21 protein-coding genes are annotated in these 20123 nt (G+C 53.1%); 12 read left to right on the top strand and 9 right to left on the bottom strand.

The window, feature by feature from the left end:
- The first annotated feature begins 120 nt into the window (after nt 1-120).
- A complete protein-coding gene (locus tag AC4OVS_RS04420; protein WP_022649249.1) occupies nt 121-444 on the top strand; it encodes a cupin domain-containing protein in 324 nt (107 codons plus the stop codon).
- Nucleotides 445-477: 33 nt separating this feature from the next.
- Here the strand turns inward: AC4OVS_RS04420 and wzz(fepE) are convergent, their stop codons facing one another.
- A complete protein-coding gene (gene wzz(fepE), locus AC4OVS_RS04415; protein WP_023298520.1) occupies nt 478-1614 on the bottom strand; it encodes an LPS O-antigen length regulator Wzz(fepE) in 1137 nt (378 codons plus the stop codon).
- Nucleotides 1615-2157: 543 nt separating this feature from the next.
- Here wzz(fepE) and AC4OVS_RS04410 point away from each other — a divergent pair.
- The 4 genes from AC4OVS_RS04410 to AC4OVS_RS04395 are packed head-to-tail and all read left to right on the top strand — an operon-like array spanning nt 2158 to nt 6383.
- Complete coding sequence (locus tag AC4OVS_RS04410; protein WP_003862825.1) at nt 2158-3048, top strand: carbohydrate ABC transporter permease; 891 nt, start codon at nt 2158-2160, stop codon at nt 3046-3048.
- Nucleotides 3041-3943 (top strand): carbohydrate ABC transporter permease, encoded by a 903-nt coding sequence (locus AC4OVS_RS04405; RefSeq protein WP_022649251.1) that lies wholly within the window; start codon nt 3041-3043, stop codon nt 3941-3943. The genes AC4OVS_RS04410 and AC4OVS_RS04405 overlap by 8 nt, the downstream gene beginning before the upstream one ends.
- A gap of 12 nt (nt 3944-3955) precedes the next feature.
- Entirely contained in the window at nt 3956-5083 is a 1128-nt protein-coding gene (locus tag AC4OVS_RS04400) for an ABC transporter ATP-binding protein (protein WP_023306863.1), read from the top strand.
- Between the two features lie 13 nt (nt 5084-5096).
- The gene (locus AC4OVS_RS04395) at nt 5097-6383 is read left to right on the top strand and encodes an ABC transporter substrate-binding protein (protein WP_032626062.1); all 1287 of its coding nucleotides are present in this window, start codon (nt 5097-5099) and stop codon (nt 6381-6383) included.
- 70 nt (nt 6384-6453) lie between these two features.
- Here the strand turns inward: AC4OVS_RS04395 and araE are convergent, their stop codons facing one another.
- From araE to kduI, 3 genes are all read right to left on the bottom strand, one after another.
- Nucleotides 6454-7869, bottom strand: a complete 1416-nt coding sequence (gene araE / locus AC4OVS_RS04390; RefSeq protein WP_022649253.1) for an arabinose-proton symporter AraE — start codon at nt 7867-7869, stop codon at nt 6454-6456.
- A 312-nt stretch (nt 7870-8181) separates the two neighbouring features.
- Nucleotides 8182-8943: a 2-dehydro-3-deoxy-D-gluconate 5-dehydrogenase KduD gene (gene kduD, locus AC4OVS_RS04385; RefSeq protein WP_491922204.1), complete on the bottom strand. Its 762-nt coding sequence runs from the start codon at nt 8941-8943 to the stop codon at nt 8182-8184.
- 63 nt (nt 8944-9006) lie between these two features.
- The gene (gene kduI / locus AC4OVS_RS04380; RefSeq protein ID WP_017382863.1) at nt 9007-9843 is read right to left on the bottom strand and encodes a 5-dehydro-4-deoxy-D-glucuronate isomerase; all 837 of its coding nucleotides are present in this window, start codon (nt 9841-9843) and stop codon (nt 9007-9009) included.
- A gap of 300 nt (nt 9844-10143) precedes the next feature.
- Here kduI and AC4OVS_RS04375 point away from each other — a divergent pair, with 300 nt between their 5' ends.
- Nucleotides 10144-11319 (top strand): oligogalacturonate lyase family protein, encoded by a 1176-nt coding sequence (locus tag AC4OVS_RS04375; RefSeq protein ID WP_023298524.1) that lies wholly within the window; start codon nt 10144-10146, stop codon nt 11317-11319.
- A gap of 474 nt (nt 11320-11793) precedes the next feature.
- Here AC4OVS_RS04375 and AC4OVS_RS04370 read toward each other — a convergent pair whose 3' ends face one another.
- The 3 genes from AC4OVS_RS04370 to AC4OVS_RS04360 form a co-directional block, all read right to left on the bottom strand.
- A complete protein-coding gene (locus tag AC4OVS_RS04370) occupies nt 11794-12477 on the bottom strand; it encodes an oligogalacturonate-specific porin KdgM family protein (protein WP_003862842.1) in 684 nt (227 codons plus the stop codon).
- A 317-nt stretch (nt 12478-12794) separates the two neighbouring features.
- Entirely contained in the window at nt 12795-13973 is a 1179-nt protein-coding gene (locus AC4OVS_RS04365; protein WP_022649256.1) for an acetyl-CoA C-acetyltransferase, read from the bottom strand.
- Nucleotides 13974-14065: 92 nt separating this feature from the next.
- Nucleotides 14066-14932: a LysR family transcriptional regulator gene (locus tag AC4OVS_RS04360; RefSeq protein WP_333028273.1), complete on the bottom strand. Its 867-nt coding sequence runs from the start codon at nt 14930-14932 to the stop codon at nt 14066-14068.
- A 101-nt stretch (nt 14933-15033) separates the two neighbouring features.
- Here AC4OVS_RS04360 and AC4OVS_RS04355 point away from each other — a divergent pair, with 101 nt between their 5' ends.
- Nucleotides 15034-15498, top strand: a complete 465-nt coding sequence (locus tag AC4OVS_RS04355) for a multidrug/biocide efflux PACE transporter (RefSeq protein ID WP_063148670.1) — start codon at nt 15034-15036, stop codon at nt 15496-15498.
- A gap of 116 nt (nt 15499-15614) precedes the next feature.
- Entirely contained in the window at nt 15615-16844 is a 1230-nt protein-coding gene (locus tag AC4OVS_RS04350; RefSeq protein WP_022649259.1) for an amino acid permease, read from the top strand.
- A 33-nt stretch (nt 16845-16877) separates the two neighbouring features.
- Here the strand turns inward: AC4OVS_RS04350 and AC4OVS_RS04345 are convergent, their stop codons facing one another.
- Both AC4OVS_RS04345 and yjdI read right to left on the bottom strand, forming a co-directional pair.
- Entirely contained in the window at nt 16878-17150 is a 273-nt protein-coding gene (locus tag AC4OVS_RS04345) for a GNAT family N-acetyltransferase (RefSeq protein WP_006811846.1), read from the bottom strand.
- A 10-nt stretch (nt 17151-17160) separates the two neighbouring features.
- Nucleotides 17161-17391: a 4Fe-4S mono-cluster protein YjdI gene (gene yjdI / locus AC4OVS_RS04340; protein WP_022649260.1), complete on the bottom strand. Its 231-nt coding sequence runs from the start codon at nt 17389-17391 to the stop codon at nt 17161-17163.
- 452 nt (nt 17392-17843) lie between these two features.
- Between yjdI and AC4OVS_RS04335 the strand changes: the two genes are divergently transcribed.
- The 4 genes from AC4OVS_RS04335 (at nt 17844) to AC4OVS_RS04320 (ending at nt 20079) form a co-directional block, all read left to right on the top strand.
- Nucleotides 17844-18032: a con-10 family general stress protein gene (locus AC4OVS_RS04335; protein ID WP_022649261.1), complete on the top strand. Its 189-nt coding sequence runs from the start codon at nt 17844-17846 to the stop codon at nt 18030-18032.
- 90 nt (nt 18033-18122) lie between these two features.
- The gene (locus AC4OVS_RS04330) at nt 18123-18620 is read left to right on the top strand and encodes a YciE/YciF ferroxidase family protein (RefSeq protein WP_003862851.1); all 498 of its coding nucleotides are present in this window, start codon (nt 18123-18125) and stop codon (nt 18618-18620) included.
- A gap of 62 nt (nt 18621-18682) precedes the next feature.
- Nucleotides 18683-19189, top strand: coding sequence for a ferritin-like domain-containing protein (locus AC4OVS_RS04325; protein ID WP_038416640.1), 507 nt, complete (start codon nt 18683-18685; stop codon nt 19187-19189).
- A 17-nt stretch (nt 19190-19206) separates the two neighbouring features.
- On the top strand, nt 19207-20079 hold the full coding sequence (locus tag AC4OVS_RS04320) for a manganese catalase family protein (protein ID WP_022649263.1): 873 nt from the start codon (nt 19207-19209) through the stop codon (nt 20077-20079).
- The last annotated feature ends 44 nt before the right edge of the window (nt 20080-20123 follow it).

Raw genomic sequence — 20123 nt, 5'->3', positions numbered from 1 at the left:
TTTCACCCAGTGAAGCAAACTTGTGATCGCCTTTCCAGTTATTTGGCTAAACGTTTTCTTTTCGCTGCGGCTGAGATAAGTTAAATGAAACAATGTTTCATTACATAACAGGGCGAAAATATGTTTATTTTCCATAAAGAGACCACGCTTGAGGATTTGGGCAACGGCGTGACGCGTCGTATTCTGGCGCACGACGGCAGGATGATGGCGGTGGAAGTGAATTTCGAGCAAGGTGCGATTGGCCCGCTGCATAACCACCCGCATGAGCAGCTCACCTACGTTCTCTCGGGGGAATTTGAGTTCACCATTGGCGAGGAAAAGCATGTGGTGACGGCGGGCGACACTCTCTATAAAAAGCCGCACGTGATGCACGGCTGCGTTTGCCTCAAACCCGGCACCTTGCTGGATACCTTTACGCCGGTACGCGAGGATTTCCTGAAATAAAAAAAGGCGCTCATCAGAGCGCCTTTTTTCATGTTATTCCGTAACCGGCTCAGGAAGTTGTTCCGGCAGCGGGTTGCGGGAGCGCATTGCTTCGCGCAGCAGCACGCTGCCACAGGCGAACAGCCCACCCAGAATACCCGCCAGCAGCACGATCAGTGCTTTGCCCGGGCCATCTTTTTTCACCGGCATAGAAGGAGAGAGCTGGTATTTGAACGGCTCCAGGCTCACGTCTTCGAAGGAGAGTTTTTGCAGCTGCGCCAGATAGTATTCGCGGTTCTGGAAATCGGCGTTCAGCTCAGAAACATCCTTCAGATTTTTTTCAATCTGCAATTTCTGCGCAATCCCGTCCGCGCCGAGCGCGACGGAGTAATCCGGATCGTCTTTCACCGCTTGTCCGTTACTGTAAACCGGCTTTTTGATCCCTGCCGCGTTCGCCACTTCCAGCGAGTAGTTAAGGCGTTGCAGGTTGGTATTGTGGATATTGGTCAGTCGAACCCGATCCAGCTCCAGCTGCTGCTGAACCGTTTTGGTTCTCAGGATCAGCTGATCGCGGATGTTTTGCATGGTCTCCTGCTCGACGATGCGGGAAATGTACTGAATGTAACCATTCAACACTTTCTGCGCGTCCTCTGCCGTTGGGGCAGTGAAGCTTAACGTCCAGGAGAGATACGGTGCTTTATCAGCATTTTTTTCCTGGGTGTTATCAATAGCCTTCATCTTTTCGGCGATATTGACCACCGCGCGGTGCAGCTCCAGCGGGTCAACCTCGGCGCCATCGAGCTGAGCCATCACGTAAGGAGAGCTCTTCATGTACTCTTCAAGCAGGGACTGAGACTGAAACTTTTTGATAAACAGATTAAATACATCCGCACGGGTAACTTTAACGTCCACATCAAGCACCTGCAGCGTCACCATCATCTGGCGCAGCGAACTCCACTGCGTCTGTTCCGCTGGCGTAATGACCGCTTTACTGGTCCATTTTTGCGGTATCAGGAAGGCGATTGCCAGGCCGACCAGTGCAAATGCAAACACAATGGTAATGATGCGTTTTTTTGCTGCCAGCAGGACGTCCAGCAGACCCAGGAGATCTATTTCTTTAGCGCTGACCGCCGGGGGAGCATAGTGAGGAAAGTTGAGATCCGTATGTTGTTTGAAATCCATTGCTGACATAACTGTTCTTCTTTTAAGGATGCAGTGAAATTCTGCCTGACTGGTTCCGGTTTAAGAAATCATACAAGAATGTAAGAATTATCTGAATGCCGAATTGGTACATCTGTAGACCTGCTATCAGATCTGGTAGTTAGCCACGCTGCGTGACTATTGTTTTTCCCGTTTCCACTTGTGCTTCGTCTCGCCTCCTCGCAGCCCCGACGAACGTCCGTGAAAAGGCAAAAATGCCACCTCCCTCACTATATTGAAACAGCGTTTCGACGCTGATCACATTTCCATCATTAAGCGAATGACGCAGAAATAAATCGCAATAATATAAAATAAAACGATGTTTTAGTATCCAAGAACGGCGGTTCAGCTCTTTTGAAACCCAACGCATTTAGCGCAAAGAGGAAGGCAAAAAAGCGTTAATAAACAATTTTATATTTAACCGACGCCAGATATTGCACCCTAAAATTCAGCTCTCATGCCGCGCGATGCTGGCCTGGGAAGATGTAACAAAGCAGATTCCGTTTTAAACCATTGATCGCCAGGTAGGTATGTATGAATGAAAACAAGCTGCTGGGGCTCGCATGGATATCACCCTACATCATCGGGTTGATACTCTTTACGGCATTCCCCTTCGTCTCATCATTTTTCCTCAGCTTTACGGATTACGATTTGATGAGTCCGCCGGTGTTTAACGGCATCGAAAACTATCGCTACATGTTTACCGAAGACACGCTCTTCTGGAAATCTATGGGCGTGACCTTTGCATACGTATTTTTAACCATTCCGTTAAAGCTCGCCTTCGCATTAGGGATTGCCTTTGTCCTGAACTTTAAATTACGCGGCATCGGATTTTTCCGTACTGCCTACTATATTCCGTCGATCCTCGGCAGTTCCGTCGCCATTGCCGTATTGTGGCGCGCCTTATTTGCCATCGATGGCCTGCTGAACAGCTTTATCGGCGTATTTGGTTTTGACCCGGTGAACTGGCTGGGTGAACCGTCACTGGCGCTAATGTCCGTTACCCTGCTGCGCGTCTGGCAGTTCGGTTCCGCGATGGTCATCTTCCTGGCCGCGCTGCAAAACGTACCGCAGTCCCAGTATGAAGCGGCGATGATCGATGGCGCATCGAAATGGCAGATGTTCATGAAGGTGACCGTGCCGCTGATTACGCCGGTGATCTTCTTCAACTTCATCATGCAGACCACGCAGGCGTTCCAGGAATTTACCGGGCCGTACGTGATCACCGGCGGCGGGCCGACCTATTCGACCTACCTGTTCTCGCTCTACATCTACGACACCGCGTTTAAGTATTTCGATATGGGTTATGGCGCGGCGCTGGCGTGGATCCTGTTCCTGGTGGTGGCCGTCTTCGCCGGTATCGCCTTTAAGTCGTCGAAATACTGGGTGTTCTACTCCGCCGATAAAGGAGGCAAAAATGGCTGATATTCAACAACTCTCCACGGCAAGAAGCATCGCCGAACGCGAAGTAGCCCGCACGCTGCGCAGAGAGAAAATCAATGCCACCGTTCGCTATGCGATCCTGCTGTTTGTCGGCCTGCTGATGCTTTACCCGCTGGTGTGGATGTTCTCCGCGTCGTTCAAACCGAACCACGAGATCTTCACCACCCTGAGCCTGTGGCCTGCCCATGCCACCTGGGACGGCTTCATCAACGGCTGGAAAACCGGCACCGAGTACAACTTCGGCCACTACATGCTGAACACCTTTAAGTATGTGATCCCGAAAGTGATCCTGACCATTATCTCCTCCACCATCGTGGCGTATGGCTTTGCCCGCTTCGAGATCCCGTGGAAGAAGTTCTGGTTCGCCACGCTCATTACCACCATGCTGCTACCCAGCACCGTGCTGCTGATCCCGCAGTACCTGATGTTCCGTGAGATGGGCATGCTGAACAGCTATATGCCGCTGTACCTGCCGCTGGCCTTCGCCACCCAGGGGTTCTTCGTCTTCATGCTGATCCAGTTCCTGCGCGGCGTCCCGCGTGACATGGAAGAGGCGGCGCAGATTGACGGCTGTAACTCCCTTCAGGTGCTGTGGTACGTGGTTGTGCCGATCCTTAAACCGGCCATTATCTCCGTCGCCCTGTTCCAGTTCATGTGGTCTATGAACGACTTTATCGGGCCGCTGATTTATGTCTACAGCGTGGATAAATACCCGATTGCACTGGCGCTGAAAATGTCCATCGACGTCACCGAAGGGGCGCCGTGGAACGAAATTCTGGCAATGGCGAGCATCTCCATTCTGCCATCCATCATTGTCTTCTTCCTGGCACAGCGCTACTTCGTACAGGGCGTCACCAGCAGCGGAATTAAAGGTTAAGAGGGAAATACCATGGCTGAAGTTATTTTCAACAAGCTGGAAAAGGTCTACTCCAACGGTTTTAAAGCGGTACACGCTATCGATCTTAAAATCGCCGAAGGGGAATTCATGGTGATCGTCGGACCATCCGGCTGCGCCAAATCCACTACTCTGCGCATGCTGGCGGGACTGGAAACCATCAGCGGCGGCGAGGTGCGTATCGGCGACAAGATCGTGAACAACCTCGCGCCGAAAGAGCGCGGGATTGCGATGGTGTTCCAGAACTACGCCCTCTATCCACACATGACGGTGCGCGAGAATCTGGCCTTTGGCCTCAAGCTGAGCAAGTTGCCGAAAGATCAGATTGAGTCCCAGGTGAATGAAGCCGCCAAAATTCTTGAGCTTGAAGAGCTGCTCGACCGCCTGCCGCGCCAGCTTTCCGGCGGCCAGGCGCAGCGCGTGGCGGTAGGCCGTGCGATTGTGAAAAAGCCGGATGTGTTCCTGTTCGATGAGCCGCTTTCAAACCTCGACGCCAAACTGCGCGCCTCGATGCGTATCCGTATTTCCGACCTGCACAAGCAGCTGAAGAAATCCGGAAAACCGGCCACCACCGTTTACGTGACCCACGACCAGACCGAAGCGATGACCATGGGCGACCGCATCTGCGTGATGAAGCTCGGCCATATCATGCAGGTGGATACGCCGGACAATCTCTACCACAAGCCGAAGAACATGTTCGTGGCGGGCTTTATCGGCGCGCCGGAGATGAATATACGCAAAAGCGTGCTGGTCGAAAAAGCGGGACAGCTGCACATCGCCATTGGTGATGAAAGCATGCCGCTGAACGCGGAGAAGCAGGAGAAAGTCGCCGCTTACGCGGGTCAGGAGATCTTCTTCGGCGTGCGCCCGGAATTTGTGTCGCTCTCTGATGAGCCCTTCCCGAACGGCGGCTGTAGCGGGGAGATGGTGCGCGTTGAGAACATGGGCCACGAATTCTTTGTGTACCTGAAGGTCGCGGACTACGAACTGACCGCCAGAATCCCGTCCGATGAAGCTAAACCAATGATTGATAAGGGACTTCATCGTAAGGTGTATTTCACGTTTGATATGAATAAGTGTCATATTTTTGACGCAAAAACTGAACAGAACCTCTCTCTCTGATGGAGTGATAAAAATGAAAAAAGTGCTTTTAAGCGCAGCTATCTCCGCGACCCTGGGCCTTACCGCTTTGCCATCGATGGCGCAGAATGTGGATTTACGGATGTCCTGGTGGGGCGGCAACGGCCGTCACCAGGTCACCCTGAAAGCGCTGGAGGAGTTCCATAAGCAGAACCCGGACATCAACGTGAAAGCGGAATACACCGGCTGGGACGGTCACCTCTCCCGTCTGACCACCCAGATTGCGGGTGGAACCGAGCCAGACGTAATGCAGACGAACTGGAACTGGCTGCCGATCTTCTCCAAAACCGGTGACGGCTTCTACGATCTGAACAAAATGAAGGAGGTGATCGACCTGTCGCAGTTCGATCCCAAAGAGCTGCAAACCACCACCGTGGATGGCAAGCTGAACGGCATTCCGATCTCGGTGACGGCGCGGGTGTTCTACTTCAATGACGAAACCTGGAAAAAAGCGGGTATTGCGTACCCGAAAACCTGGGACGAGCTGATGGCAGCCGGTAAAACCTTCGAGAGCAAGCTCGGTAAGCAATACTACCCGGTGATCCTGGAGCACCAGGATACGCTGGCGCTGCTTAATTCGTACATGATCCAGAAGTACAACATTCCTGCGGTGGATGAGAAAACCAAAAAGTTCAGCTACACAAAGGAACAGTGGGTGGAGTTCTTCCAGACCTACAAAAAGCTGATCGACAGCCACGTCATGCCGGACACCAAATATTATGCCTCATTTGGTAAGAGCAACATGTATGAGATGAAGCCGTGGATCCAGGGAGAATGGGGCGGCACCTATATGTGGAACTCCACCATCAACAAATATTCCGACAACCTGAAGCCACCGGCGAAACTGGAGCTGGGCAGCTACCCAATGCTGCCGGGCGCCACCGACGCGGGCCTGTTCTTCAAACCGGCTCAAATGCTGTCGATTGGTAAGTCGACCAAAAACCCGGAAGCGGCGGCGAAGCTGATTAATTTCCTGCTCAACAGCAAAGAAGGGGTCGATACGCTGGGCCTTGAGCGTGGCGTACCGCTGAGCAAAGTAGCGGTGCAGTATCTGACTGAAGACGGCACCATTAAAGAGGACGATCCTTCCGTGGCAGGCCTGCGTCTGGCGCAGTCGTTGCCGGCGAAACTCACCGTCTCGCCATACTTTGACGACCCACAGATTGTGGCGCAGTTCGGTACTTCTTTGCAGTATATCGACTACGGGCAGAAAACCGTGGAAGAGACGGCCGCTGACTTCCAGCGTCAGGCGGAGCGTATTTTGAGACGTGCGATGCGGTAAACACTAAGCCGCTTACCGGGCCTACACGGTATCGTAGGCCCGGTAAGCGAAGCGCCACCGGGCAATTACATTACACGCCGATATTACGTAGTTTCTCCCCTCTCATCAGCTTGCGTTCAATATGCTCCAGGGTCACGCCCTTGGTTTCGGGGATCAGCCAGAAGGTCACACCGATAAACGCCACGTTCAGCACCGTATAGAGCCAGAAGGTGCCTGCCGCGCCAATCGCATCCAGCAGCGTCAGGAAGGTCGCGCCAATGATCATGTTCGACACCCAGTTGGTGGTGGTGGAACAGGTGATACCAAAGTCGCGGCATTTCAGCGGCTGTATTTCAGAGCACAGGATCCACACCACCGGCGCGGCGCTCATCGCGTAACCGGCGATACACATCATGGTCATGCCCACGGAGAGCCAGGAGAGGCCGCTTGACGCCGTGCCGTTATCGAACTGCATCAGGCAGTAGCCAAGGATTAAGGTGCCGAGCGCCATCACGCTAAAGCCAATTTTCAGGGCGGGTTTACGTCCGGCCTTATCAACGGTGAAAACCGCGATAAAGGTGGCGAACATAAAGGTCAGCCCCACCACCAGCGTGGCGATCATCTGCTGTTCGGTGGTGGTAAAACCGGCCATTTTAAAAATGCGCGGGGCGTAATACATAATGATGTTCATCCCCGTAAACTGCTGCATCGCCTGTAACAGCATGCCGAGGAACACCGCGCGGCGCACGTTGCGGTTCGCCTTAAACAGGGACCAGCCGCCCTGCTTCAGCTTCAGGCTTTCGCGGATTTCGTTCAGCTCTTCACGCGCTTTTTCAGACGTGTCGCGCAACATGCGCAGCACCTCTTCCGCCTCCACGTGACGCCCTTTTTGCGCCAGCCAGCGCGGGCTGTTCGGCAGGAAAATGACTAACACAATCAGCACCAGCGCAGGCAGCGCCAGCACGCCAAGCATTGCCCGCCAGTTGCCGCTGTAGCTGAAGTACGTATCCGACAGAAACGCCAGCACGATACCGAGCGTCACCATCAGCTGATACATACTGATCATCTTCCCGCGCACGTTCTCACTTGCCATTTCAGAGAGATAAAGCGGCGCGGTGTAGGACGCGATACCCACCGCTACGCCAAGCAGCACGCGTGAAAGCAGCAGCACTTCTATGTTTGTCGCAAACGCGGAGCCGATGGAGCCTGCGACGAACAGGATCGCCCCAACCATCAGGCTGTATTTGCGCCCGAGACGGAACGACAGCCAGCCGTTAAACAACGCGCCGATGGCCGCGCCCAGCATCATGCTGCTCACCACCCACTCTTGCAGGCGGTTGCTTAACGTAAAGTGGTCGGTAATAAAGGGCAGTGCGCCAGCGATAACGCCGATATCCAGACCAAACAGTAGACCGGCTACGGCGGCCGCAACAGAAACAAACTGGTTCATGCGTCGGGTATCGCGCAGCGCAGCGGGCATAAGGGTAGAGTCATTTATAGATGTCATAGTTTCCTGCCTCAACAGCGAAATTCGTTAAGTGAAATTACGAGATACCGGAAGAAAGTGTCAGGTCGGAACTGGTGAAGATATGGATTATTTCGCTACGACATACCGTTCTGTGATGGACATTACAATTTCAAATCAGGGTGGTTTAACCTTATTTTTTATTAATTAGTTAATATTTAAGCAATAAATGTGTGATACCCGTCATTTATTCCTTTTTAGTATGGATTTTTCATCTTTAAGGATATGGATAAAGCCAATTTTGGCGCAAAAAAAACCTCCACCCGAGGGCAGAGGTTCTTTATTAAGGCTGAATTAACGTGCCAGCCAGCCGCCGTCAACGGCGACGGTATAGCCGTTAATGTAATCCGAAGCCGGAGAAGCCAGGAACACAACCGGGCCCATCAGATCGCTCGGCAGGCCCCAGCGACCCGCTGGAATACGTTCCAGAATTGCCGCGCTGCGCTCTTCATCAGCACGCAACTGCTGGGTATTGTTGGTGGCCATGTAGCCCGGCGCAATCGCGTTGACGTTGATATTGTGCTGCGCCCACTCGTTCGCCAGCAGACGGGTCACGCCCATCACGGCGCTCTTCGATGCGGTGTAAGACGGTACGCGGATGCCGCCCTGGAAAGAGAGCATGGAGGCAATATTGATGATCTTGCCGCCTTTCCCCTGCGCGATGAAGTGCTTCGCAGCCGCCTGGGACATAAAGAACACGCTCTTGATGTTCAGGTTCATCACGTCGTCCCAGTCCGTTTCGCTGAAGTTAATCGCATCTTCACGGCGAATCAGGCCCGCATTGTTGACCAGAATATCGATATGCCCGAACTCCGCCACCGCGCGATCCAGCAGTTCAGGGATCGCATCGATTTTGCGCAGGTCCGCGGTCAGGCTCAGGAAACGACGGCCCAGCGCGGTGACGCGCTCGATGGTTTCCTTTGGCTCTACGATGTTAATCCCGACGATATCACAGCCCGCTTCCGCCAGACCTAACGCCATACCCTGCCCCAGCCCGGTGTCACACCCGGAAACCACAGCCACTTTACCCTGCAGAGAAAATGCATCCAGAATCATGTTTGTTCCTTAATCGTTCAGCGCCTGTCACCAACAGGCAGATGTATGCTTAACTGCCTGCGACTAGCGCAGATCCTTAACAGCGACGTGGTCCATGTCATCGAAGACCTGGTTTTCACCGACCATACCCCAGATAAAGGTATAAGCTTTCGTTCCCACGCCAGAGTGGATGGACCAGCTTGGCGAAATGACCGCCTGCTCGTTGTGCATCACGATATGGCGAGTTTCCTGCGGCTGTCCCATCATGTGGAACACGCAGGCATCTTCATCCATGTTGAAGTAGAAATAGACTTCCATGCGGCGCTCGTGGGTATGGCACGGCATGGTGTTCCACAGGTTGCCCGGCGCAAGCTCGGTCAGCCCCATGCTGAGCTGGCAAGTTTCCAGCACATCCGGTACGAAGTATTTATTGATGGTGCGGCGGTTGCTGGTGAGGTTGTCACCAAGGGTCACCGGGGCAACGTCCGCTGGCGTGACTTTTTTGGTTGGGTAAGTCGTATGAGCCGGGGCGCAGTTGTAGTAGAACTTCGCCGGTTTGCTGCCATCGATGCTGGCGAACACCACTTCTTTCGCGCCTTTTCCGACGTACAGCGCGTCACGGTGACCAATTTCGTAGCACTGGCCATCGACGGTTATGGTGCCCGGCCCGCCAATGTTAATCACGCCCAGTTCACGGCGTTCGAGGAAGTAGCTCACGCCCAGCTGTTTGCCCACTTCACCGCCCACGGAGACGGTTTTCGCCACCGGCATAATCCCGCCCACAATAATGCGGTCAATATGGCTGTAGACCATGGTGTACTTGTCGGCTTCGAACACTTGCTCAACTAAAAACTCACTGCGCAGCCCCTGAGTATCCAGCGTTTTTGCGTGCGCACTGTGGATGCTTTGTCTGACGTCCACGTAAACCTCCAGAATTGATCGTGCCCGAAGGCAAAGATGAATAACGAAACAATGTTCCGTTTTCGTGATGAACACATATTATCCCCTGTACATGGGGTTTTCAATTACATTTAAAACAACGTTTCATTTTTTCTGTATGTTTATGCCAGAAATGGTGTTTCGATCACGATAAATCTTTAAGCCCCTCAATCTGGTTAAAGAAACTGAGAATTTGCGCTGTCAGTCACACACAATGAAACGATGTTTTGATAATTTAACACCTAGTTTTCAACCTATATTACGCGTTCAAAGGAGTGCATTATGGCTAAAGGTATGCGGGTCAAGCTGAACTACGAGGTCAGCCGCGATCCGGATACAGGCGTGGAAGTTACCCGCCTGACCCCACCGGAAGTAACCTGTCATCGCAACTACTTTTACCAGAAGTGCTTCTTTAACGATGGCAGCCACCTGCTGTTCGCCGGGGAGTTCGACGGTCACTGGAACTATTACCTGCTGGATCTGAAAAACGCCGAAGCGGTGCAGCTGACCGAAGGCGCGGGCGATAACACCTTTGGCGGGTTCCTCTCTCCGGACGATCAATCCCTCTACTATGTGAAGAACGATCGCACCCTGCTTGAGGTGGATTTACAGACGCTGGCAGAGCGCGAAGTGTACCGTGTCCCGGAAGAGTGGGTTGGCTACGGCACCTGGGTCGCGAACAGCGACTGCACCAAACTGGTAGGTATTGAGATTGCCAGACGTGACTGGACGCCACTCAACGACTGGAAAATTTTCCACGACTTCTTCCACAAAGGGCCGCACTGCCGCCTGCTGCGCGTTGATCTAAAAACGGGTGAAAGCACCACCATCCATGACGAGAAGATCTGGCTGGGACATCCGATTTATCGCCCGTTCGATGACAATACCGTGGCCTTCTGTCATGAAGGGCCACACGACCTGGTTGACGCCCGCATGTGGCTGGTCAACGAAGATGGCAGCAACGTGCGGAAAGTGAAAACGCACGCGGAAGGGGAAAGCTGCACGCATGAATTTTGGGTGCCGGACGGGTCCGCGCTGATCTACGTCTCTTACCTGAAAGGTCAGCAAGGGCGCACCATCTCCCGCTTCAATCCGGACACCGGTGTGAATGAAGCGGTAATGAACATGCCCGCCTGTTCGCACCTGATGAGCAACGTCGACGGCACCATGCTGGTTGGCGACGGTTCCGGCACGCCTGTTGATGTGAAAGACACCGGCGGCTACACCATTGATAACGATCCTTATCTGTATGCCTTTGACGTGGCGAAGAAAGCCTATTACCGCATTGCCCGTCATGATACTTCCTGGGCTACGGTGGCGAACAGCCGCCAGGTAACCCACCCGCATCCGTCCTTCACGCCGGACGAAAAAGCGGTGCTGTACAGTTCCGATAAAGACGGCAAACCAGCCCTCTATATCGCGAAACTCCCCGAGCAACCTGAAATGTTGCATGCCTGAATGAGTTAGTGTTTCTGTAACTGGCCTTGCCCTCCGATTCGGAGGGCTTTTTTTTGGGTGATTGCGGCGCTTTTTGCCGGGTGGCGCTAACGCTTACCCGGCCTACGAAACGACTGATTGGAGAGAAAGTGTAGCCGGGTAAGCGCATCGCCATCCGGCATACGAAACGACGGAGTGGAAGGAAAGTGTAGGCCGGGTAAGCGCAGCGCCATCCGGCATACGAAACGACGGAGTAGAAGGAAAGTGTAGGCCGGGTAAGCACAGGGCCACCCGGCATACGAAACGACGGAGTGGAAGGAAAGTGTAGGCCGGGTAAGCGCAGGGCCACCCGGCATACGAAACGACGGAGTGGAAGGAAAGTGTAGGCCGGGTAAGCGCAGGGCCATCCGGCATACGAAACGACGGAGTAGAAGGAAAGTGTAGGCCGGGTAAGCGAAGCGCCACCCGGCGGTTTTTAGCGAAGAAACTGGATTATCAGAAGGAGTACGCCACGCCTAAACGGAAACGGGTCTGGCGTTCGTCAGTGTCTTTAACCCCCACGTTGCCCACCTCAACATACGGTGCCCAGTTTTTATCCCATTTGTAGGCGAGCTTGGCGTTATATTCATTGGAATAATCTTTATTGTTATTTCGGGCCACGCCTTCAGAGCTTTTCGCGTAAACATAGTTCAGCTCGGTACGCCAGTCACCTAATACCCAACCGACCCACGCATCACCACGGTTAACTTTATCATCGTCCTTATTTGAGCTTGACGGGTAGCGGGTATATTCATAACGGTAACGCGCGGCCACGTAGAAGCCATTATCGAAACTATATTGCACATGCAGATTCGGTTTATAAATGGTACGACTGTCTGTGCTTTCAATCGTAAACGCAGGCGTCAGGGCGATATTGTCTGTCGCTTTCCAGCGCCAGCTAATCTGATCTTCGTGACCGTTCCCCACCACATCCGCGAATGGCTGATCTGCCTTGTCCCCGCCTGATTTCCACTTCGCCTCGACTGAAAAACCGAAGCCATTGTCAAAGCGGTGCGAGACGGCAACACGGTCGGCATTCGAGCCGCTGTCAATATATTCGTGACGCAGATCGACGGTAACGGCGCTAGCCGCAAAAGAGGCACTAATAAGGGAAGCAAGGAGCAGAGATTTCTTAAACATGAAAAAACCCTCAATTAAAATAACGTTTCGTTTTTATGAAACTTGAGTTTATTTTTTATGTACCGTTATTTTAGTGACAAGGATCGAAATTATTTGTTTCATTTTTTTTGGCAAAGATCGACGTGAACCTCATCAACAAAAAAGGCGTATAACGCATAAATTCCAGGCGTGAGATCACACTATGAACTTCACAAAGCGAATAATTCACCGCGCAATAATTATTGTGGGCTTAAGAAAGAACGCAGAAGTGTTAAAAAAGGATTCTGCGGACATAAAAAAACCTCCCGAGGGAGGCTTTCTGTGCGCAGAGGGGGAAATTACCGTTCGATAGCCAGGGCTACCCCCTGCCCTCCGCCAATGCAGAGCGTTGCGATCCCTTTTCGGGCGTTACGCTTTTTCATTTCGTGGACTAGCGACACCAGAATGCGGCAGCCGGAAGCGCCAATAGGATGACCGAGCGCGATCGCACCGCCGTTGACGTTGACCCGCAGCGGATCCCATTCCAGCATTTTCCCGACCGAGATCGCCTGTGCAGCAAAGGCTTCATTGACTTCAATCAGATCTACATCGTTCAGCTGCCAGCCCGCCCGCTCAAGACAGCGGCGCGTGGCATAGACCGGGGCGATCCCCATTAACGCAGGATCAACACCCACGCTGGCAAACGCTTTGATGCGCGCCAGCACCGGCAGCGCCAGCTCCTGGGCTTTGCTTTCACTCATCATCATCACCGCCGCCGCACCGTCGTTAATGGATGATGCGTTACCTGCCGTTACAGAACCGAGCGTTTCGAAGGCCGGATCGAGTTTTGCCAGCCCTTCTGCGCTGGCATCGGTGCGAGGCTGCTCGTCGGTATCAACGATGAGCGCTTCGCCGTTCTGGCGTTGGGTACTGACCGGGACAATTTCATCGCGAAAACGGCCGGAGTCGATCGCTGCACGCGCTTTTTGCTGCGAGCTAAGCGCATACGCATCCTGAAGCTCGCGGCTGATGCCGTATTCCCGCGCCAGGTTTTCCGCCGTTACGCCCATATGGTAGTCGTTGAAGGCGTCCCACAGCCCGTCATGAACCAGGCTGTCAAGCAGCTGACTGTTCCCGAGCTGCGCGCCGGTCCGGCTGTCGGTCAGGACATGCGGGGCGCGGCTCATGTTTTCCTGCCCTCCGGCAATGACCACGTCCGCTTCACCGCACTGGATGGCCTGCGTCGCAAGATGGAGCGCTTTCAAACCTGAACCACAGACGTCGTTGATGGTAATCGCCGAAACGGTGTTAGGCAGACCGCCTTTCAGCGCCGCCTGGCGCGCAGGGTTTTGTCCCGCGCCAGCGGTCAGCACCTGGCCGAGGATCACCTCATCAATTTCATGTGCGGCAACCCCGCTGCGTTCCACCAGCGCTCTTACCACCACGCTGCCGAGATCAACCGCAGAGTGACGCGCAAGCGCTCCCTGAAAACAGCCGATAGCCGTACGTAACGCACCCACTATAACGACATCTTTCATCACGACCTCTGTGCAAAATGACATGACGATAGTAGAGGATTGTTATCAACAATTGACGCAAATGTTTAAAATTAGTGAGTTTAGTCACAGGATTATCGTGCGTCCTGCAAGTACTGGCGCAGCCAGCTTCCGGCGACGCCGGGCGGGGTTCTTTTGTTCCATACCAGATCGATGGCAATCGACCTCGGCCAGCCCGGCACGTTCAGCTGCACCAGCGATTTCGATGCGGCAAATTCGTCGACCAGCGCGCAGGGTAAGGCGCACCAGCCAAAGCCCTGTACCGCCATGCTCAGCAGCAGCAGGTAGTTCGGCGCAGACCAGACCGGCCCGCGCCCAAGGGGCGCTTCCCGTTCAAGATAGGTACTCAGCCGCAGCTCGCGCCAGCCATGCAGCTCGTCCGCCTGCGTCTCATGTTGCCCTGCCAGAGGATGTCCGGCAGAAACGTAAATAGCCATCCGCGTCTGCATAGGCAGGCGGGTCGCGCCAATATCGGTCGGGTAGCTGTCGCGTGCTTCCGTCAGGCCAATTTGCGCCCGCTCCTTTTGCAGCAGATCGATCACGTCCTCCTCTTCCCCAATCAGACACTCGAATTCGGTGTGCGGAAAACGCTGGTCGAACTGGCTCATCATCTCTTCCAGTACGGCCGGGTTAAGCGTATCGGAGAGAACAAAGGTAAAACGCGCCTCCGTTTGCGCCGTTAAGGATACGGCCAGCTCATCAAGGCGCGCGCTGGCGGCGAGGATTGACTGGACATAGCCCAGCACCTGTTCACCCTGGGCGGTTAACACCGGGTGACGCGCCGAGCGATCAAACAGCTCAAAGCCAAGGTCAGCTTCAAGGTTGGCGATGGAGGTGCTGATGGTGGACTGGCTTTTACGCAGCCGTCGTGCCGCAGCTGAAAACGAACCTGCGGCGACAGTTTCAACAAACGCGGTCAGTGCTTCGGGAGAATAACGCATGATGTATCTACTTTATCGATGGATACCATCTTTTATATATCACCTTAAGCGATAAGAATAGGCCGCATCAACGCCCATACTGGCGTCTTTATGAGGTAAATATGCAACATCAGGATGCACTCCAACGTAAATTGCCGGAGCGGATCTTCCATGCCGTCTGTTTTGAAGGTATTGCTACGGCGATCCTCGCCCCTACGGCCGCGTGGCTAATGCAGCGCTCGGTGGTTGAAATGGGGGGTCTCACTATTATTCTGGCGACCACGGCAATGCTCTGGAACATTATCTATAACTTTGGCTTCGACCGTTTCTGGCCCGTTCAGCGGGTGAAGCGCACGGCAAAAGTGCGCGCCCTGCATGCGCTGGGTTTTGAATGCGGCTTTATTGTGATTGGCATAACCATCGTTGCCGCCGTGCTGGGCGTGACGCTGCTCCAGGCCTTCACGCTGGAGATTGGTTTCTTCCTGTTCTTCCTGCCGTACACCATGCTCTACAACTGGGCGTATGACACCCTGCGGGAGAAAATTATCAAGCGCCGCCAGCAACGTCGCGCCCTGGCAAGCGAATGACCTTCCGGCCGGAGACCTTCTCCGGCCCAACCCCAGCGAAGCAACGGCGACCTCAACGCATAATTATGGTAAATTGCACTCCTTTTTGTTCGTTTTATAGTTGATACGTTGCTCTAATGTCGAAAATTTGGTCAAAAGAAGAGACTCTCTGGAGTTTCGCCCTCTACGGCACTGCCGTGGGCGCAGGAACCCTGTTCTTGCCCATTCAGCTCGGCTCTGCTGGCGCGATTGTCCTGCTGATCACCGCCCTTGTGGCGTATCCCTTAACCTACTGGCCGCATAAAGCGCTGGCGCAATTTATTCTGTCGTCGAAGACGAAAGGCAACGAAGGGATCACCGGTGCCGTTTCCCATTACTACGGCAAAAAGATCGGCAACCTCATCACCACGCTCTATTTCGTGGCCTTCTTTGTGGTGGTTCTGATTTACGCGGTGGCGATAACCAACTCACTTACAGAACAGCTGGCGAAACGGATGACGGTGGATACCAGCGTGCGGATGCTGGTGAGTTTTGGCGTGGTGCTGATTTTGAATCTGATCTTCCTGATGGGGCGGCACATCACCATTAAGGTGATGGGTTTCCTTGTCTTTCCGCTGATCGCCTATTTCCTGTTTGTCTCGCTGTATCTGACGGGCAGCTGGCAGCCGTCGCTGCTGACCAGCCAGATGGCCTTCGACCAGCATACGCTGCACCAGGTGTGGATATCGATCCCGGTGATGGTTTTCGCTTTTAGCCATACCCCGATCATCTCGACCTTCGCCGTAGATCGTCGCGAGAAATACGGTGAAGAGGCTATGGGTAAATGCAAAAAAATCATGAAAGTGGCGTACCTGATCATCTGCCTCAGCGTGCTGTTCTTTGTGTTCAGCTGCCTGCTTTCGATTCCACCGTCCTATATCGTGGCGGCAAAAGAGGAAGGGGTGACGATCCTCTCCGCGCTGTCGATGATGCCTTCGTCCCCGGCATGGCTGGGCATTTCCGGCATTATCGTGGCAATTATAGCGATGTCGAAATCGTTCCTCGGCACCTATTTTGGCGTGATTGAAGGGGCAACGGAAATTGTGAAATCGTCGCTGAATCAGGTGGGGGTGAAGAAAAGTCGCGCCTTTAACCGCGCGGTTTCGATTCTCGGCGTGTCGCTGATTACCTTTGCGGTCTGCTGCATCAACCCGAATGCGATCTCGATGATTTACGCCATCAGCGGTCCGCTTATCGCCATGATCCTGTTCATCATGCCGACGCTGTCGACGTACCTGATCCCGTCGTTAAAACCGTACCGCTCCATCGGTAACCTGCTGACGCTGATTGTGGGTGTGCTGTGTGTGTCGGTGATGTTTGTCGGTTGAGTGTGCTGCCCGGCGCAATGCCGGGCATCTGTTTTACGCCCGAATATCGTCATACTCCCGCGTATTATCAAACTCATGCTTCGCAAACGGACACAGCGGGATAATTTTACGGTTCTCCCCGCGCATCTTCTCTACCACCTTCGCCACCAGCTGCTTACCCACACCCTGCCCTTTCAGGCTCGGATCCACATCGGTGTGCTCGATGATGCTCAGATGCTCGCCGGTCGGGACAAAGACGATCTCCGCAACCTGATTGCCTTCGGCGTCGTTGACATAAAACTTGTTATGGCCTTCAAGAATATCCATGGTTCCTCACTTATTTTAGGCGGTACTTCAGCGCACCGCTCGGGCAGGTATCAATTACGCGCGCAACAGTTTCTGCATCCACTTCATCCGGTGCGATCCAGGGTTTACGCTTCAGGTCGAACAGCGCCGCGCTGCCGCGTACGCAGTTGCCCGAGTGTTTGCAGATCCCTGTGTTGAAGTAGACATCGATTTTCTCACCGGTATAGGCCCGGTACCCTGCATCCAGTAGCTCCTGATCCATGACATTGCCTCTGTAATTATTGTGGTGACAAATGCAGCATACCCTCACCCGATCCGCCTGACCACGTCAAAACGACGATCGGATACACTGTTTTCGGCTCGTTATTTTACTTCTCGCTTAAGACTATTCCGATTATAAAGACTCAGGTCGGCAAGATATATTTTTGCGCTACGTCAATTCTTGTAATCATTTCCGCCGCGTTCATATTAAGATTATTAGCTAAGCGGAATCCTAACGACACAAGTTATTTACCCTTAAGCAATGGATTTACATCCAATTTTCAAAAAACGTAACGAAGCGGTATTTTCCGCGCATCTCTGGAAATGGCGCAAAACAACCCAGACAGGAAATTTGACTCTTCTCACATAACGACTAATGTTAATTTCTGAACGACAACTGATACGAATTACTTATCGTATCACCTGACATAAACGCAACATGAGGGTTGATATATGGCAGAGCAACATCGTGGTGGTTCCGGTAATTTCGCGCAAGACCGTGAAAAAGCATCAGAAGCTGGACGTAAAGGCGGCCAGCACAGCGGCGGTAATTTCAAAAACGATCCGCAACGCGCATCTGAAGCGGGTAAGAAAGGGGGACAGAACAGTCACGGCGGGGGCCGTAAATCTGATAACTCCTGATCTTATTTAAAGCTCTTATAAATATACCGAGAGCATGCTGCGGGCCTGTCGGCTCGCAGTACCTTCCCTTTATTTCACTGGAGCGAATATATGAATATGAAAACTGTTGAAGATGTATTTATTCACCTGTTATCCGATACCTACAGCGCTGAGAAGCAGCTGACCCGCGCGCTAAGCAAGTTAGCCCGTGCCGCATCAAGCGAGAAGCTGAGCGCTGCCTTCACGGCTCACCTTGAGGAGACGCAGGGACAGATCGAACGTATCGATCAGATTATTGAGCAGGAATCCGGCCTCAAGCTGAAGCGCATGAAATGCGTTGCAATGGAAGGCTTAATTGAAGAAGCCAACGAAGTTATTGAGAGCACTGAGAAAAACGAAGTGCGTGACGCTGCATTAATTGCCGCCGCACAGAAAGTCGAACACTACGAAATTGCCAGCTACGGCACCCTGGCCACCCTGGCTGAACAATTAGGCTATAAAAAAGCCGTTAAACTTCTTGCAGAAACACTGGAAGAAGAAAAAGAAACCGATCTCAAATTAACCGATCTGGCTGTCGGCAATATTAATCAAAAAGCCCAGAAAGGATAAATAATAATTTGATGAGCATCAGCACCAACAATTAACCAGAAAATAAATCACAGGAGTTAATTATGAATCATGTAGAACACTACCATGATTGGCTACGCGATGCCCATGCGATGGAAAAGCAAGCCGAATCCATGCTGGAATCAATGGCCAGCCGTATTGATAATTATCCCGACTTACGTGCACGAATTGAACAACACGTTAATGAAACTAAACACCAAATTACCGTGCTGGAAGAAATTCTCGACCGCAATGATATTTCCCGTTCGGTCATAAAAGATTCCATGAGCAAAATGGCTGCGCTCGGCCAGTCCATTGGCGGCATGTTCCCTTCCGACGAAATTGTTAAAGGCTCCATCAGCGGCTACGTTTTTGAGCAGTTTGAAATTGCCTGCTACACCTCTCTGCTGGCCGCGGCCAAACAAGCGGGCGATACCGCCTCCATTCCCGCCATTGAATCCATTCTGGAAGAAGAGCGCCAGATGGCGGACTGGCTGATTCAACATATTCCACAGACGACGGAACAGTTCCTGCTGCGCTCCGACGCGGACGGCGTTGAAGCGAAAAAATAACGGAAGAGGGAGAAACTATGTTTCGACACGTAAAACAGCTGCAATACACGGTACGCGTAGCCGAACCGAATCCGGGTCTGGCTAATCTTCTGCTTGAGCAGTTTGGCGGGCCACAGGGCGAACTTGCCGCGGCATGTCGTTACTTTACGCAAGGATTGAGCGACGACGATCCCGGTCGTAAAGATATGCTGATGGATATCGCGACCGAGGAGTTAAGTCACCTGGAAATTATCGGCACCCTGGTGGGTATGCTTAATAAGGGTGCGAAAGGTGAACTGGCGGAAGGCGTTGAAAATGAAGCGGAGCTGTACCGGTCCATGACCGAAAACGGCAACGACAGTCATATCACTTCCCTGCTCTACGGGGGCGGTACTCCGCTCACTAACTCCGCAGGCGTACCGTGGACGGCGGCGTACGTGGATACCATTGGCGAACCCACCGCGGATCTGCGCTCTAACATTGCGGCAGAGGCGCGCGCCAAAATTATCTACGAACGGCTTATTAACGTAACGGACGATCCAGGTGTTAAAGATGCGCTGGCGTTTTTAATGACGCGTGAGGCAGCACACCAGCTTTCGTTTGAGAAGGCGCTCCAGTCGATCCGTAACAACTTCCCACCGGGTAAATTGCCTCCAATCGAAGAGTACACCAACAAGTACTACAATATGTCTGAGGGGGGAGAAGTTCGCGGAAGCTGGAACAGCGACAAGCACTTCGACTACGTGGAATCTCCTCAGCCAGCGGTCGATGGCGGTGACGGCGGCGCAAGCGTAACGCTCACAACAGAGCAGGCTACGCTGGTCAAAGCAATGTGCGCACGTACGAAATCCGATCCTAAAGCCGATCCGCTTACCGGTGCCGAGCTTGGCGCGGGTAAGAAAAAACCGTAACCGGTTTTGCCAGGCAGCCTGAGGCTGTCTGGCAATGCCTTGTG

Source organism: Enterobacter sp. 4974935 (assembly GCF_058661735.1).
This window is presented reverse-complemented; position numbering and strand designations above follow the sequence as displayed.